Annotated in this window: 18 protein-coding genes and 2 tRNA genes; 14 read left to right on the top strand and 6 right to left on the bottom strand. The window is 71.7% G+C overall.

The genetic code is table 11. The annotated features are described in order from the left end of the window. Positions 1-28 precede the first annotated feature (28 nt). The 5 genes from hemC to IF29_RS0137185 all read right to left on the bottom strand — a co-directional run bounded on the left by hemC (position 29) and on the right by IF29_RS0137185 (position 2,094). The gene (gene hemC, locus IF29_RS0137165; RefSeq protein WP_030265304.1) at positions 29-958 is read right to left on the bottom strand and encodes a hydroxymethylbilane synthase; all 930 of its coding nucleotides are present in this window, start codon (positions 956-958) and stop codon (positions 29-31) included. Positions 959-1,086: 128 nt separating this feature from the next. After that, positions 1,087-1,389, bottom strand: coding sequence for a hypothetical protein (locus IF29_RS0137170; RefSeq protein WP_030265307.1), 303 nt, complete (start codon positions 1,387-1,389; stop codon positions 1,087-1,089). Between the two features lie 124 nt (positions 1,390-1,513). After that, a tRNA-Trp gene (locus tag IF29_RS0137175) sits at positions 1,514-1,588 on the bottom strand. Positions 1,589-1,593: 5 nt separating this feature from the next. Further along, positions 1,594-1,666, bottom strand: a tRNA-His gene (locus IF29_RS0137180). A gap of 95 nt (positions 1,667-1,761) precedes the next feature. Beyond that, on the bottom strand, positions 1,762-2,094 hold the full coding sequence (locus IF29_RS0137185; RefSeq protein ID WP_030265310.1) for a valyl-tRNA synthetase: 333 nt from the start codon (positions 2,092-2,094) through the stop codon (positions 1,762-1,764). Between the two features lie 118 nt (positions 2,095-2,212). Here IF29_RS0137185 and IF29_RS46550 point away from each other — a divergent pair, with 118 nt between their 5' ends. The 5 genes from IF29_RS46550 (at position 2,213) to IF29_RS0137210 (ending at position 3,665) form a co-directional block, all read left to right on the top strand. Further along, positions 2,213-2,431, top strand: a complete 219-nt coding sequence (locus tag IF29_RS46550) for a hypothetical protein (protein WP_157624124.1) — start codon at positions 2,213-2,215, stop codon at positions 2,429-2,431. A gap of 84 nt (positions 2,432-2,515) precedes the next feature. Next, the gene (locus tag IF29_RS0137195; protein WP_030265315.1) at positions 2,516-2,746 is read left to right on the top strand and encodes a hypothetical protein; all 231 of its coding nucleotides are present in this window, start codon (positions 2,516-2,518) and stop codon (positions 2,744-2,746) included. Between the two features lie 54 nt (positions 2,747-2,800). Next, positions 2,801-3,025 (top strand): hypothetical protein, encoded by a 225-nt coding sequence (locus tag IF29_RS0137200; protein WP_030265318.1) that lies wholly within the window; start codon positions 2,801-2,803, stop codon positions 3,023-3,025. Positions 3,026-3,086: 61 nt separating this feature from the next. Then, positions 3,087-3,317: a hypothetical protein gene (locus IF29_RS0137205; protein ID WP_030265321.1), complete on the top strand. Its 231-nt coding sequence runs from the start codon at positions 3,087-3,089 to the stop codon at positions 3,315-3,317. A 51-nt stretch (positions 3,318-3,368) separates the two neighbouring features. Beyond that, positions 3,369-3,665 (top strand): hypothetical protein, encoded by a 297-nt coding sequence (locus IF29_RS0137210; RefSeq protein ID WP_030265324.1) that lies wholly within the window; start codon positions 3,369-3,371, stop codon positions 3,663-3,665. A 9-nt stretch (positions 3,666-3,674) separates the two neighbouring features. Here the strand turns inward: IF29_RS0137210 and IF29_RS0137215 are convergent, their stop codons facing one another. After that, positions 3,675-4,532: a 3-hydroxybutyryl-CoA dehydrogenase gene (locus IF29_RS0137215; RefSeq protein ID WP_030265327.1), complete on the bottom strand. Its 858-nt coding sequence runs from the start codon at positions 4,530-4,532 to the stop codon at positions 3,675-3,677. A gap of 146 nt (positions 4,533-4,678) precedes the next feature. Here IF29_RS0137215 and IF29_RS0137220 point away from each other — a divergent pair, with 146 nt between their 5' ends. From IF29_RS0137220 to IF29_RS0137260, 9 genes are all read left to right on the top strand, one after another. Next, positions 4,679-5,509: an SDR family NAD(P)-dependent oxidoreductase gene (locus tag IF29_RS0137220; RefSeq protein WP_051726530.1), complete on the top strand. Its 831-nt coding sequence runs from the start codon at positions 4,679-4,681 to the stop codon at positions 5,507-5,509. Positions 5,510-5,585: 76 nt separating this feature from the next. After that, the gene (argC, locus tag IF29_RS0137225; RefSeq protein WP_232242785.1) at positions 5,586-6,656 is read left to right on the top strand and encodes an N-acetyl-gamma-glutamyl-phosphate reductase; all 1,071 of its coding nucleotides are present in this window, start codon (positions 5,586-5,588) and stop codon (positions 6,654-6,656) included. Next, positions 6,653-7,846 (top strand): bifunctional glutamate N-acetyltransferase/amino-acid acetyltransferase ArgJ, encoded by a 1,194-nt coding sequence (gene argJ / locus IF29_RS0137230; RefSeq protein ID WP_030265337.1) that lies wholly within the window; start codon positions 6,653-6,655, stop codon positions 7,844-7,846. The genes argC and argJ overlap by 4 nt, the downstream gene beginning before the upstream one ends. Positions 7,847-7,861: 15 nt before the next feature. Next, positions 7,862-8,806: an acetylglutamate kinase gene (gene argB / locus IF29_RS0137235; protein ID WP_030265339.1), complete on the top strand. Its 945-nt coding sequence runs from the start codon at positions 7,862-7,864 to the stop codon at positions 8,804-8,806. Further along, positions 8,803-9,996, top strand: a complete 1,194-nt coding sequence (locus tag IF29_RS0137240) for an acetylornithine transaminase (RefSeq protein WP_030265342.1) — start codon at positions 8,803-8,805, stop codon at positions 9,994-9,996. The genes argB and IF29_RS0137240 overlap by 4 nt, the downstream gene beginning before the upstream one ends. 3 nt (positions 9,997-9,999) lie before the next feature. Further along, entirely contained in the window at positions 10,000-10,542 is a 543-nt protein-coding gene (locus tag IF29_RS0137245; RefSeq protein ID WP_030265345.1) for an arginine repressor, read from the top strand. A gap of 499 nt (positions 10,543-11,041) precedes the next feature. Further along, positions 11,042-11,731, top strand: coding sequence for an MmyB family transcriptional regulator (locus tag IF29_RS0137250; protein ID WP_157624125.1), 690 nt, complete (start codon positions 11,042-11,044; stop codon positions 11,729-11,731). Positions 11,732-12,014: 283 nt separating this feature from the next. Further along, entirely contained in the window at positions 12,015-12,992 is a 978-nt protein-coding gene (locus IF29_RS0137255) for a LacI family DNA-binding transcriptional regulator (RefSeq protein WP_232242787.1), read from the top strand. A 200-nt stretch (positions 12,993-13,192) separates the two neighbouring features. Then, positions 13,193-15,674, top strand: a 2,482-nt coding sequence (locus IF29_RS0137260; RefSeq protein WP_051726532.1) for a beta propeller repeat protein, incomplete at its 3' end; no start/stop codon positions are given.

Raw genomic sequence — 15,674 nt, forward strand, 5'->3', positions numbered from 1 at the left:
GGGGGTCATCAGCGCGGAATGGCGCGGATCAGTGCGGAATGGCGTTGATGACCTCGTGCGCGCCCTGGCGCAGCAGCGTCGCCGCCACCGACGTCCCCAGCGCCAGTGCGTTGCGGTCCCACTCGTGCGCGTCCAGCGTGGTCTTCCCGTCCGCGCTGAAGACCCGGGCCCGCAGCGACAGCCTGCCGTCGTGCTCGGTGGTCGCGAACGCGGCGATGGGGGAGTTGCAGTGGCCCTGCAGCACGTGCAGCAGCATCCGCTCGGCGGTGGTCTGCCGGAAGGTCTCGGCGTCGTTGAGCGCGCCGACGGCCTCGACCACCGCCTCGTCCTCGCTGCGGCACTGCAGGGCGAGGGTGCCCGAGCCCACGGCCGGCATCATCTGCTCCACCGTGAGGATCTCGGTGATCCGGTCCTGCGCCCCGATCCGCTCCAGCCCGGAGACGGCCAGCAGCAGCGCGTCCACGACGCCGGCGTCCAGCTTCGCCAGTCGGCTGTTGGCGTTGCCGCGGATCGGCACCGGCTCCAGTTCGGGCCAGCGCTGCGCGAGTTGGGCCACCCGGCGGACCGAGGAGGTGCCGATCCGGCTGCCGGCCGGAAGCCGGTCCAGGGTCAGGCCGCCCGGGTGGACCAGGGCGTCCCGCAGGTCGTCACGCTTCAGGTAGGCGGCGAACACCGTCCCGGCCGGCACCGGCCGGTCCCCGGGCACGTCCTTGACGCAGTGCACGGCCAGGTCGATGGTCCCGGCGAGCAGCGCCTGGTCCAGTTCCCGGGTGAAGGCGCCCTTGCCGCCGAGCTCCACCAGCGCGCCCGACCAGCGGTCTCCCGAGGTCGTGAACGGGACGACCTCGGTGGCGATCCCGGGGTTCGCGGCGGCCAGTTCGGCCCGGACCCGCTCCACCTGGGCCAGCGACATCGGGGAGGAACGTGCGCCGATGCGGATCAGTTGAGGATCTGACATGACCTCAGCCTAGGGCGTCCCGGCGGCGGAACCGGCATCAGGGAGGTGGGCGGCCTGTCGGCGCACCCGGAGGGGTATGCTGACGCGTTCCGGCACGGGCGGCGGCGGCACGGGTCCAGTGGTCCGGGTCAGAGGTCCGCGTCGGCCGGTTCGTAGGTCTCGTTGAGGACCGTCTCGTCGATCGGGTAGAACTCGCCGCGGACGCCGCGGACCACATGGTGCCCGGTGTAGACGCCGACCCAGGTGGAGTGGAGCTCGTCGAAGACCTCGGCGGTGATCTTCGAGTCCTGGCCGGGGTTGCCGGGGCCCGTCGCGGCGATGACGCGGAACGCGCCGCCGCAGAACTCCGTCATCTCCTCCTGGTTGAGGCCGGTCCACAGGAGGGTGCGGACGGTCACCGGACGCTTCCGGCGCATGGTCACGGACGGCATGTCAGTTCCCTCCCACAGTGGTCTCCTGGAGCCGTATGTTGTCAGGCCGGAGGCCGCTGCGACAGCGTAAGACACGTTCCACGCGCGAAGACAACGCAGATTTTTTCGTGCTACGTCAGTTGGGCTGGTTCGGCAGGATTCGAACCTGCGACACGCCGGGTTGGAGCCGGCTGCTCTGGCCGAGCTGAGCTACGAACCATCGAGGGTGGTCGACGGGGCTCGAACCCGTGACACCCGCGTCCACAACGCGGTGCTCTGCCGACTGAGCTACGACCACCAGGCGTTCCCGCCGTACAGCAGCCTACGGAGGTCCGGCCGTGGGCCGCGAACGGTTTTCCGGGCCCTCGGAAGGGGGCTGTCGGTAGGGGGCCGTCAGAGGTCCGCGGCGTCCGGCTGCTCGATCCACTCGGTGCGGACGATATGACGGGTCAGCACCACCAGCCGGTAGTCGGAGAGTTGCTCGTCGCGGTGCTGTTCGAGCCGGATCTCCAGCGCGTCGCGCTCGGTGCCGTACTCGACCATCTCCCGGGGCTGCCCGTCGATGACGGCCTGCACGGCGTACTCGACGATGCCGCCGGACAGCTGCGCCCGCAGCCGGTCGACCTCGGCCAGCAGCGTGGCGATGTCCGCCGACTCCCACCGGTCGGTGGCACCGGCGGCGTACCGGGAGCGGATGGCTTCGACGGCGGGGGCGGGCCGGGTCATCGTGCGGGCTCCTTCTGGCGATGGCGTCTACTTCTACCAGACCCGTGCCGACCTGGGACGGCGCTCCGGCAAGTCCGTCCGCCGTGCGCGGTTCCCGCCGCCGGGCGAGGGTGGAGCCATGAGCGAGACGACGGTATTCATCGGCATGCTCGACGCCAGCCAGAGCAGCCGGCAGGTCAGCGCCTCGACCCCGGGCGGCATCCCCGCGGTTCGGGCCTGCGGCAGCCGGCGCGAGGCCGAGGAGTTCCTCGGCCAGCTCGGCCTGTCCGTGGACCTGGACGACGAGGAGCGGGTCCAGTGGGACGGCGACCGGGGCGTCTGGCCGGTCGGGTCGTAGCCGGTTCCCCGCCCCCCGCCCCGCAGCCCGCCTCCTGAGCCCGTCCGACGTGCGACCGGCGGCAGCGCGGGTGACGCTGGGGCCATGAGCGAGCACCCGGAGTCCGACAAGCCCGTCTACGTGGGCGCCCTGGTCCCCGAGGACCGCGACCGCTACGTCCACGTGGTGCGCCCGGACGGCGACACCGTCCGTTCCCTGTGCGCGGACCAGGACCAGTTCGCGGCCTTCGTGGCGCTGGAGCGTCCGGGCACCGACCTGGACGACCCGGCACAGGTCTACTGGGCCGACCACCCCGGCGAGTGGTCGGGCGTCTGATCCGCCCGGCCGCCCCGACGTGCGGCCCGCGCCGCTTGGGGTGAGGCTGACGGTATGGCCAGAAACGCCACGTATCCGGTAGAGATCGGTCCCCTGGTGACCGGCGACCGGCACCGTCACGTCCGCATCGAGCGTCCGGGCTCGGCGCCGGTCTGGGAGGCCTGCGCCACCGGGGCCGACCTCGTCTCCGCGCTGACCGTGTTCCGGCCCGACCTCGACCTCGGCGACGAGTCGCAGGTGCACTGGGTGGGCAGCCCGGGACAGTGGCCGCAGGGCTGAGCCGGATCCGTTCGAGTCCGTCCGAGGTGCGGCGGGGGCCGGGGGGAGTCAGGGTGTAGTCATGGCGATACTCAGCGTTCACCCCGTCGAGATAAGCCCGTTGGTCCCGTGGGACCGCCACCGCCACGTACGCATGCAGCGCATCGGCGGCGGCGATCCGCTCTGGGAGGCATGCTCCACCCAGAACGACCTCAGGGCCGCGTTGAAGCTGTTCCGGCCCGACGTGGACCTCAACGACCCGACCCAGGTGCACTGGGCCGGCGGCCACCCGGGCGAGTGGCCGGAGGACTGAACGGCCGCAGCCCGACATGCGGATTGGTTGATCCCGGGGGAGGCTCAGCCCATGAGCGACGACCTCGATCTTGACCTCGCCCTGGACCGCCTCGATGACCAGGACCGCGATGACCAGGACGCCGACCCCGGGACCTGCGCCGTCTATGTACTGGGCTACAGCCCGGACGAGCCGGACCGGCAGGTCCGCATCGTCCGGGCCGACGGCACCGTGGTCACCCGGCCCTGCGACAGCCAGGAGCGGTTCGAGGCACTGGTCGAGGTGCACCGCCCCGGCATCGACCTGGACGATCCGGAGCGGGTCTGCTGGGTGGACCACCCCGGCGAGTGGTCCGGCGCCGTCGGCTGAGACCCGACGTCAGTACTGGTAGAAGCCCCGGCCGGACTTGCGGCCGAGGAGGCCGGCGTCGACCATCCGCTGCAGCAGCGGCGGCGCGGCGTACAGGGGCTCCTTGTACTCGTGGTACATCGACTCGGCGATGGAGACGATGGTGTCCAAGCCGATCAGGTCGCACAGCCGGAGCGGGCCCATCGGGTGGGCGCAGCCGGCCTCCATGCCCTTGTCGATGTCCTCGGCAGTGGCCACGCCCGACTCGAACATCCGGACGGCGGAGAGCAGGTAGGGCACCAGCAGGGCGTTGACCACGAAGCCGGCCCGGTCGCGGGCCCGGATCGGGTCCTTGGCCAGCACCTCGCGGGTGAAGGCCTCGGCGCGGGTCACCGTCTCGGCCGAGGTGGTGAGCGTGGGGATGATCTCCACCAGCTTCTGCACCGGCGCGGGGTTGAAGAAGTGTATGCCGAGCACCTGCTCCGGGCGGGAGGTGGCCGAGGCCAGCTTCACGATCGGGATGGAGGAGGTGTTGGACGCCAGGATGGCGTCGCGCCGCTCCACCACCTGGTCCAGGGTCTGGAAGATCGCGCTCTTGACGTCCTCGCGCTCGGCCACCGCCTCGATGACCAGGTCGCGGTCGGCGAAGTCGGCCAGTTCGGTGGTGAAGGAGATCCGGGCCAGCGCCGCGTCGCGCTCCTCCTCGGTGAGCTTGCCGCGCTTGACCGCGGTGTCGAACGAGCCGGTGAGCCGGGTGCGGCCGAGCTCCAGGGCCTCGCCGCTCGCCTCGGAGACCTTGACGTCCAGTCCGGCCCGGGCGAAGACCTCGGCGATCCCCGACCCCATCAGCCCGCAGCCGACGACCCCTACCCGCGCGATGTCGCTCACATCAAGTCCATTCGTTCGTGCCCGCTGAGTGGTCAGCCTGCAGATCAACCGAGCCGACGTTACTCCGTCACGGCCCGCGTGTCCGAGGCCGCCGGTGCCGCCCGGTGATCAACAATGGCAGTCCGGCGCCACGAGAGGAGTCCAGGGTGCCCCTGCGGACGCTCGAAGGAGAGGTCGCCCTGATCACCGGCGCGGGCCGGGGGATCGGACGGGAGATCGCACTCGGCCTGGCCGAGGAAGGCATGCACCTGGGCGTGATCGGACGCCATCGGGAGACGCTCACGGAGACCCTGCGCGCCTGCGTGAAGCAGGGTGTGAAATGCGTCGCAGTCGCCGCCGACGTCACCCATCCCGGGGCGGTCCGGGAGGCGGTGCGCAGCGTGGAGCGCGACCTGGGCCCGGTCGGGCTGCTGGTCAACAACGCCGGACAGATCGACCGCGCCGAGGTGCCGCTGTGGGAGGCGGACCCGCTGCAGTGGTGGTCGGTCGTGGAGACCAATCTGCGCGGGCCCTTCAATATGATGCGGGCCGTGCTGCCGGGCATGGTGGAGCGCCAGCGCGGCCGGGTGGTCAACCTCAACTCCGGCTTCGCGCTGCGCCCGGAGTGGCGCTACTCGGCGTACGCCACCTCCAAGGCGGCGCTGCTGCGGCTGAGCGACAACGTCGCCGGACCGCTGCGCCCGCACGGGGTGACCGTGCTGGACATCAGCCCGGGCGCGGTGGCCACCGAGATGACGGCGGGCATGCCGATGTTCGCGGACATGCTGCACTGGGGCAGCATCCCCCTGCTGGTCTCTACCGTCGCCGACGCGGCCCGGGGCCGTCTGGACCTGCTGCACGGGCGCTTCCTGCACCTGGGCCAGGACAGCATCCCGGAGCTGCTGGAGCAGGCGGGCCGGATCAGCGAGCACGACGCCAGGACGCTGCGGCTGCGCCCGTACAGCGAGGAGGACCCGCTCGCGCGGACCGGCGGCTGAGCGCAGGGCCGACTGCATAGCTGATTGCATGAATGTGCCTTCCTTCGTATAGTTATCCCGAAGCGGAGGAGGAGTCATGGCAGTCACGCCCACCAGTGCGCCCACCACGTCCCGGCCCGGCATGTTCCGGGCGGCGGTGGCCGGCGCCAGCGGCTACGCCGGGGGCGAGGTGCTGCGCATGCTGCTGAACCACCCGCGGATCGAGATCGGCGCCCTCACCGGCGGCTCCAACGCCGGCACCCGGCTCGGCGGGCTCCAGCCGCACCTGCTGCCGCTGGCCGACCGGGTCCTGGAGCCCACCGACGCCGAGACGCTGGCCGGCCACGACGTGGTCTTCCTCGGCCTGCCGCACGGTCAGTCCGCCGCCGTCGCCGCACAGTTGGGCGAGGACGTGCTGATCGTCGACTGCGGCGCCGACTTCCGGCTGCACGACCCCGCCGAGTGGGAGAAGTTCTACGGCTCCCCGCACGCCGGCACCTGGCCCTACGGGCTGCCCGAACTGCCCGGCGCCCGGGAGGCGTTGAAGGGCAGCAGGCGGATCGCCGTCCCCGGCTGCTACCCCACCGCGGTCACCCTCGCCCTGATCCCGGCCTACGCCGCCGGGCTGGCCGAGCCTGAGGCGGTGGTGGTCGCCGCCTCCGGCACCTCCGGCGCCGGCAAGGCAGCCAAGACCCATCTGCTCGGCAGCGAGGTGATGGGCAGCATGAGCCCGTACGGCGTCGGCGGCGTGCACCGGCACACCCCGGAGATGACGCAGAACCTCTCGGCGGTGGCCGGGGAGCGGGTGGCCGTCTCGTTCACCCCCACCCTGGCGCCGATGTCCCGCGGCATCCTCGCCACCTGCAGCGTCAAGGCCCGACCCGGCACCACCCCGCAGCGGCTGCGCCAGGCCTACAGTGCGGCGTACGCCGCCGAGCCCTTCGTCCACCTGCTGCCCGAGGGGCAGTGGCCCGCCACCTCCGCCGTCCTCGGCTCCAACCACGCGCTGGTGCAGGTCGCCCTGGATGAGAGCGTCGGACGGATCACCGTGGTCAGCGCCATCGACAACCTCGCCAAGGGGACGGCCGGCGGCGCCGTCCAGAGCATGAACATCGCCCTCGGGCTGCCCGAGGAACTCGGCCTTCCGCAGACTGGAGTCGCACCGTGACCAGCCCCACCACCAGCAGCACCGAAGCGTCCGGCACCGGAGTCACCGCGGCGCAGGGCTTCCGCGCGGCCGGGATCACCGCCGGCATCAAGGCCTCCGGCACCCCGGACCTGGCCCTGGTCGTCAACGACGGACCCACCCTCGCCGCCGCCGGGGTCTTCACCTCCAACCGGGTCAAGGCCGCCCCGGTGCACTGGTCCGAGCAGGTCGTCAAGGGCGGCACCGTCTCCGCCGTCATCCTCAACTCCGGTGGCGCCAACGCCTGCACCGGACCGCTCGGCTTCCAGGACACCCACGCCACCGCGGAGCGCACCGCCGAGGTGCTCGGCCTGAACGCCGCCGAGGTGGCCGTCGCGTCCACCGGACTGATCGGGGTCCGGCTGCCGATGGACAAGCTGCTCCCCGGCGTGGACACCGCAGCCGCCGCGCTCAGCGCGGACGGTGGCGAGGCCGCCGCCGTCGCCATCAAGACCACCGACACCGTCCACAAGACCGCCGCGGTCACCCACGCCGACGGCTGGACCGTCGGCGGCATGGCCAAGGGCGCCGGCATGCTCGCCCCCGGCCTGGCCACCATGCTGGTGGTGCTCACCACCGACGCCGTGGTGGACGCCCAGCGACTGGACACCGCGCTGCGCTCGGCCACCCGCACCACCTTCGACCGGGTCGACTCCGACGGCTGCATGTCCACCAACGACACCGTGCTGCTGCTGGCCTCCGGCGCAAGCGGGGTGACGCCGGATCAGGCTGCGTTCGCCGAGGCGGTCCGCACCGTCTGCGCCGACCTGGCGCTGCAACTGGTCGGCGACGCCGAGGGCGCCAGCAAGGACATCCGGATCGACGTCGTGGGCGCCGCCACCGAGGCCGAGGCCGTCGACGTGGCCCGCACCATCGCCCGCAACAACCTGCTCAAGTGCGCCGTCCACGGCGAGGACCCCAACTGGGGCCGGGTGCTCTCCGCGATCGGCACCACCAGCGCGGCCTTCGACCCGGACGCCCTGGACGTGGCCATCAACGGCGTCTGGGTGTGCAAGTCGGGCGGCGTCGGCGAGGACCGCGACCTGGTCAGCATGAAGGACCGTCAGGTCGTGATCACCGCCGACCTGCACGCGGGACAGGCCGAGGCCACCGTGTGGACCAACGACCTCACCGCCGACTACGTCCACGAGAACAGCGCCTACTCCAGCTGAAGGGGCCCGACGGCCGTGCAGATCGCACCCAAGGGCGAACAGGCCCGCAACAACACCGCGCTGCCCAAGGCGCTCACCCTGATCGAGGCGCTGCCCTGGCTGGAGCGCTTCCACGGCAAGACCGTGGTCATCAAGTTCGGCGGCAACGCCATGGTCGACGAGTCGCTCAAGGCGGCCTTCGCCCAGGACGTGGTCTTCCTGCGCTATGCCGGGCTGCGCCCGGTCATCGTCCACGGCGGCGGCCCGCAGATCAGCGCCCAGCTGGAGCGGTTGGGCATCGACTCGCACTTCACCGCCGGCCTGCGGGTGACCACCCCGGAGACCATGGACGTGGTCCGGATGGTGCTGGCCGGACAGGTCCAGCGGGACCTGGTCGGACTGCTCAACGACCACGGCCCGTTCGCCGTCGGCATGACCGGCGAGGACGCCCACACCATGACCGCCGTCAAGCGCTACGCCGAGGTGGACGGCGCCCAGGTGGACATCGGCCTGGTCGGCGACATCGCCCATGTCGAGCCCGGCGCGGTCAACGCGCTGCTGGACAACGGCCGGATCCCGGTGATCTCCTCGATCGCCCGCGGCTCCGACGGCCATGTCTACAACATCAACGCCGACACCGCCGCCGCCGCGATGGCGGTCGCGCTGGACGCCGAGATGCTGGTGGTGCTCACCGACGTCGAGGGCCTCTACGCCGACTGGCCCGCCAGCGACGACGTGATCAGCCAACTCAGCTCCAGCGAGCTGGAGAAGCTGCTGCCGACGCTGGCCAGCGGGATGCTGCCGAAGATGGAGGGCTGCCTGCGCGCCGTCCGCGAGGGCGTCGGCACCGCCCGCGTGCTGGACGGCAGGGTGCAGCACAGCCTGCTGCTGGAGATCTTCACCGACGAGGGCATCGGCACCATGGTCGTGCCCGACGACCCATCAGAGACCGACACCGTCATCACCGGGGGGCTCGCATGACCGCCAATCAGGAACTCACCCAGCGGTGGCAGCACACGCTGATGAACAACTTCGGCACCCCCCGCATCCCGCTGGTCCGCGGCGAGGGCGTGCACCTGTGGGACGCCGACGGCAAGCGCTACACCGACTTCCTCGGCGGCATCGCCGTCAACGCGCTCGGCACCGCCCACCCGGCGATCGTCGCGGCGGTCACCGAGCAGATCGGCACCCTCGGCCACATCTCCAACTTCTTCCTGGCCGAGCCCACCGTCCGGCTCGCCGAGCGGCTGGTCGCGCTGGCCGACCACCCGCTGCCCGGACGGGTCTACTTCTCCAACTCCGGCGCCGAGGCCAACGAGGCGGCCTTCAAGATCGGCCGGCTGACCGGCCGCACCCACATGGTCTCCGCCCACGGCGGCTTCCACGGCCGGACCATGGGCGCCCTGTCGCTGACCGCCCAGCCCGCCAAGCAGGACCCGTTCCGCCCGCTGCCGGGCGACGTCAGCCACGTCCCCTACGGCGACGTCGAGGCGCTGCGTGCGGCCGTCACCACCGACACCGCCCTGGTGCTGCTGGAGCCGATCCAGGGCGAGAACGGGGTCGTCGTCCCGCCCGCCGACTACCTGCTCGCCGCCCGCGAGATCACCCGCGCCACCGGCACCCTGCTGGTGCTGGACGAGATCCAGACCGGCATCGGACGCACCGGGCACTGGCTCGCCCACCAGGCCGTCGAGGGCGTCGACCCCGACATCGTCACCCTGGCCAAGGGCATCGGCGGCGGCCTGCCGCTCGGCGCCACCCTGGCCTTCGGCGACGCGGCGGAACTGCTGCACCCGGGCCACCACGGCTCCACCTTCTCCGGCAACCCGGTGGTCTGCGCCGCGGCCAACGCGGTGCTGGACACCATCGAGGCCGAGGGCCTGCTGGACCAGGTCGCCAAGGTGGGGGAGCGGCTGCGGAACGGCATCGAGGCCATCAGCGACCCGCTGGTGGACCACGTGCGGGGGGCGGGCCTGCTGCTCGGCATCGTCCTCACCCAGCCGGTCGCGGCGCAGATCCAGGCCGCCGCCCAGCGGGCCGGGTTCCTGGTCAACGCCGCGGTCCCGGACACCGTCCGGCTGGCCCCGCCGCTGATCCTCACCGAGCGCGACGCGGACACCTTCCTCGCGGTGCTGCCCGGCATCCTGCGCTCCGTACGAGAGGCTGACTGACCCATGGCCGAAGACGTCCAGCCCGACCAGGCCGGCCCGGGGCCGGTGCCCCAGCTCCCGCAGACGCGGACCGCACGACACCGGCGCATCGTGGACCTGCTGACCCGTCAGCCCATCCGCTCGCAGAGCCAGTTGGCGAAGCTGCTCGCGGACGACGGCCTCGCGGTCACCCAGGCCACGCTCTCCCGCGACCTGGACGAGCTGGGCGCCGTCAAGATCCGCAACCAGTACGGCAACCTGGTCTACGCCGTCCCGGCCGAGGGCGGCGACCGCACCCCGCAGGCGGCCGGCGGCGAGTTCGGCAACGAGGGCCGGCTGGCCCGGCTCGCCTCCGAGCTGATGGTCTCGGCCACCGCCTCCGGCAACCTGGTGGTCCTCCGCACCCCGCCCGGCGCCGCCCAGTTCCTGGCCTCCGCCATCGACCAGTCCGGCATCCACGAGATCATCGGCACCATCGCCGGCGACGACACCGTCCTCCTCATCGCCCGCGACCCGGCCGGCGGCAACGCCCTCGCCGACCGCCTACTGGACCTGGCCCAGTCCTGACGGGATCGGCGTGGTAGCAGCCCCGCTCCGTACGGGCGCCGAACCGCCGCGCCACGACCCTCCGGCCCGCCGACGGGGTCCGCGGCGGATGTGTCGCTGGTTCATCGGCTGCCCTGCCCTTCGGTCGAGCCGGAATTGGTCTGTGCTGGTTCAGTTCCGGCGGAGAGTCTGTCCGGTTCTCGGGTATCTTTCCAGTGCTGGTTTTTGCATGTAATTACCTGCATATAAAAAGCTGGGTACTGGACCGGACTACCAGGGACCCCGGAGCTATGAGGGGGTTTGTCGACATATGGACGCCGGTGAGCTCGGACGGCTCTTGAAGGGCGCGCGCAGCAGGATCGACCCGGCCGACTGGGGCTTCCCGCCCCGGGAGGAGCGGCGGGGACGTCGGGTGACCGGTCTGTCCCAGAGCCAGGTCGACCACCTGCTCATTCAACGGACGTGGCCCAGCAGTCGGTCCTGGCCGAGCGGGACGTTCGGTCGGCTGGAGCGGGGTCAGATGGACAGCCCGTCACCGGTGCTGCTGGACGACGTCGCTACGCTCCTGGGCCTGGACCAGCACGAATGGACCTGCCTCTACCTGTATGCCGGAGTCGAGAGGGGCCTTCAGCCGTTCGATCCGCAGGCTCCGGTGCGGGTGGGGCAGCACTGGCAGGCGGCCTTGGACGGCATCGAACACATGGCCTACATCACCGACCCGTCCTGGCGGCTGCTCAGGTGGAACAGGCATTTCCCGAGCCTGTTCTCGGCCGAGCCCGATCCGCCGCGCCCGCCGGAGAACATCCTGCGCTGGATGATGCTCAGTCCCCAGGCCCGGCGGATCCTCATGGACTGGGAGAAGGCATGGGCCCCGTACGCGCTGGCACAGCTCAGGGCGACCGTGCGGCAGCATCCGCAGTCCCAGGAGCTGCAGCGCCTGGAGGCCGAGATCCTCGCGGACCCGGACACCGGCCCCATCTACCGGAACCGGGACCGGGAGTACACGACCAACGACGGGGACCGGCGTCCGCTGCGCCACGAGGTCCTGGGGGAGGGGATGGTGAGCATGTGTCCGGCGCACCTCGGGTCGCGGGCCGTCCTCATGATCATCCCGTTCGAGCCCGGGGTCGTCGAGCCGCCGAAGAACCATGGGCGCCTTCTCGGACCGTCACGGGCGCTCTCGGCCGACCCGGTGCTCGCCACCCGCTGATGAATTCACGGACAGTCAGTTCGCGGCGGCGAAAAGACATTCCTGCTCCCCTGTGCCGGCGGAATTTCATTGTCGCAATGAATGATGCTTGACCAAGAATCGCGCGCGTACCGGTTGTGCGGCCAACGGTCTTGCCGTGCAGGAGTCTTGACAGTGGGTCGGTGGTGCCCGACGCTCCGTATTGCGCGGTGACGGGTGCCTGACAGGCGGCCGACAGTCGAAGGGACCGGAGATGGTTGCTCCTCCCACTGCCCCACCTGCCTCGCGACCCACCCTCGCCGAGGTGGCACGGAGGGCGGGGGTTTCCACGGCCACGGCCTCCCGGGTGCTCAACCGCTCCGCGCCGGTCAGCGAGGACGCACTGGCGCGGGTGGAGACGGCCGTGCGGGACCTGGGGTACGTGCGCCAGCGGGCCCAGAGCGTCGGGGCGCGGGCGACCGGGGCGGTCGCCGTGGTGGTGTTCGAGGACATGATCCACTACTGGTCGGACGTCTTCTACTCACGGCTGCTGGTCGGGGTCGAGCGCGCGCTGCTCCACGGCGAGCAGGAACTGGTGGTGCTGACCGCGTCCCGGCGGGCCCGGCGCCCCTCGCTGCTGCGCTACCTCTGCGGCGGCCATGTGGACGGGGTGCTGCTGGTCGGGCCGCGCGGTGACGACTCGCTGCCGCGGCTGATCAGGGCGGCCGGCGTGCCGGTGGTGTCGCTGGGCCGGCCGATGGCCCCGGGGGACCTGCCCTACGTGGACGCGGACAACCTCGGCGGCGCGGCCGGTGCGGTGGACCATCTGCTCCGCTCCGGGCGGCGCACCGTCGGCACCATCGCCGGGCCGCCGGACATGTCGGTCGGCGCGGACCGGCTGCGCGGCTACCTCCGCGCGGTGCGCGAGGCCGAGGGGCCGGTGCGGGAGACCGTGGCCTACGGGGACTTCACCGTCGCCTCGGGGGAGCACGCCATGATCCGCCTGCTGGAGCTGCGCCCCGGGCTCGACGCGGTCTTCGCGGCCTCCGACCTGATGGCCGCCGGCGCGCTCCGGACGTTGCAGCGGCTGCGGATCAGGGTGCCGGAGCAGGTCGCCCTGGTGGGGTTCGACGACGACGCGGTGGCCTGCCGGATCCGGCCGCTGCTGACCACGGTGCGGCAGCCGGTGGAGGAGATGGGCGCCCGGGCGGTGGCCGAACTGCTCGGGCAGGCCCGGGGATCGGGGCAGGACCAGGGGCAGGTCGTGATGGAGACCACGCTGGTCCTGCGCGACTCGGCCTGACCCGCCGGCCGACTCACCGGCCGACTCACCGGCCGACTCAGCGACCGACTCACCGACCGGATGTAGCTTTCATGCCCGCGGATCGGCTCAGCCCCTGGTGTGTGGCGAAGCGCTTGCATGTCCCATAGGTCGGATTGACGTACCGTCAGCCGACTGCCTTCATGGGCGGGCCACCCCGGCACACCCAGAGGAGCCGCCCGATGCGCCACCCACGCACCAAGGCCAGATCCATGCTCACCGTGCTGACGACAGCCGCCGCCCTGGCCGTGGTCGGCCTGCTGCCGGGAGCGCTCCCGGCCCAGGGTTCGGCCCCGGACCGCACCGTCCAGCCGGAGGCCGTCACCGCCGCCGTCACCGCCGCCGTCACCGCCGCGGCCACCAGCCAGGCGTACAGCTGGAACAACGTGCAGATCGGCGGGGGCGGCTTCGTCCCCGGCATCATCTTCAACGAGGGCCGCTCCGGGCTGGTGTACGCCCGCACCGACGTCGGCGGCGCCTACCGGCAGGACCCGGCGACCGGCACGTGGATCCCGCTGCTGGACTCGATCGGCTGGAGCGACTGGAACCTCAGCGGCGTGGCCAGCCTGGCCACCGACGCGGCCGACCCCAACCGGGTCTACCTGGCCGCCGGCAGCTACACCAACAGCTGGGACTCCAACGACGGCGCCATCCTGCGCTCCGACGACCAGGGCGCCACCTGGCAGCGCACCGTGCTGCCGTTCAAGGTCGGCGGCAACATGCCGGGACGGGGGATGGGCGAGCGGCTGAGCATCGACCCCGACAACGACAAGGTGCTGTACTTCGGCGCCGAGAGCGGCAACGGCCTGTGGCGCAGCACCGACTACGGTGTGACCTGGGCCAAGGTCAGCTCCTTCCCCGACACCGGCCCCTACGCGCCCGACCCCACCGACACCACCGGGTACCAGAACGACCCCGAGGGCGTGCTCTGGGAGGTCTTCGACAAGGGCAGCGGCACGGTGAACGGGGTGACCAAGACGGTGTACGTCGGCGTCGCCGACAAGGCGCACAGCATCTACCGCTCCGACGACGGCGGCTCCACCTGGACGGCCGTCACCGGGCAGCCGACCGGCATGATCCCGCACAAGGCGGTGCTCGACGGGTCCGGCGGCAACCTCTTCATCACCTACAGCGACACCGGCGGCCCCTACGACGGCGCGCACGGCGACGTCTGGAAGTACGCCACCGGAACCGGGACCTGGTCCAACGTCAGCCCGGTGCCGTCCACCGACACCAGCAACGACTACTTCGGCTACAGCGGTCTGACCGTGGACCGGGAGCACCCGGGCACGCTGATGGTGACCGCCTACAGCTCCTGGTGGCCGGACACCCAGATCTGGCGCAGCACCGACAGCGGGGCGACCTGGAAGCCGTTCTGGTCCTACAACGGCTATCCCACCCGGGTCGACCAGTACACCATCGACCTGACCAAGGTGCCCTGGCTGACCATGAACGCCAATCCCTCGCCGCCGGAGGAGACCCCCAAGCTCGGCTGGATGACCGAGTCCCTGGAGATCGACCCGTTCAACTCCAACCGGATGCTCTACGGAACCGGGGCCACCCTGTTCGGCAGTTCCGACCTGACCGACTTCGACGCCGGGAAGAAGATCACCATCGCGCCGGTGGTGCAGGGACTGGAGGAGACCGCCGTCAACGGGCTGATCAGCCCGCCGACCGGGGCCCCGCTGCTCAGCGCCCTCGGCGACCTCAGCGGCTTCCGGCACACGGACGTCACCGCCGTCCCCGCCAAGACCTTCTCCTCGCCGAACTTCACCAGCTCCACCGGGATCGACTACGCCGAGACCAGCCCGAGCATCATCGTCCGGGTCGGTGACACCGCGTCGGGTTCCACCGAGAAGCACATCGGCTACTCCACCGACGACGGCGCGGACTGGTTCGCGGCCTCGTCCGAGCCGAGCGGGGTGACCGGCGGCGGCACCGTGGCGCTGGCGGCGGACGGCAGCGCCACGGTGTGGAGCCCGGCCGGGACCGGGGTCTACCACTCGACCGGGTACGGCAACACGTGGAGCGCTTCGACGGGCATTCCGGCCGGCGCCACGGTCGCCTCCGACCGGTCCGACCCCAAGACCTTCTACGGCTACTCGGGCGGGACCTTCTACGTCAGCACCGACGCCGGGGCCAGCTTCACCGCCACGGCGGCGACCGGGCTGCCGAGCGCGGGCAACGTCCGCTTCAAGGCCCTGCCGGGGGTCAAGGGCGATGTCTGGTTCGCCGGCGGCCAGAGCGGCGGAACCTACGGCCTCTGGCACTCGACCAACGGCGGCGCGAGCTTCATCCGGGTCGCCGCCGTGGACCAGGCCGACAGCATCGGCTTCGGCAAGGCGGCCCCGGGCCAGAGCTACCCGGCGCTCTACAGCAGCGCGCAGGTCGGCGGCGTCCGCGGGATCTTCCGGTCCGACGACGCGGGAGCGACCTGGGTGCGGATCAACGACGACCAGCACCAGTGGGGCTGGACCGGGGCGGCGATCACCGGTGACATGCGGACCTACGGCCGGGTGTACCTGAGCAGCAACGGACGGGGGATCCTCTACGGCGACATCGCCGGCGGGACCTCCACCTCCACGCCGACGCCCACGCCCACCACGACGCCCACGCCCACCCCGACTCCTACTCCCACGCCGACCCCCACCCCGACGCCGACCC

Origin of the sequence: Streptacidiphilus jeojiense (assembly GCF_000719095.1) — a bacterium.
Classification (GTDB): domain Bacteria; phylum Actinomycetota; class Actinomycetes; order Streptomycetales; family Streptomycetaceae; genus Streptacidiphilus; species Streptacidiphilus jeojiensis.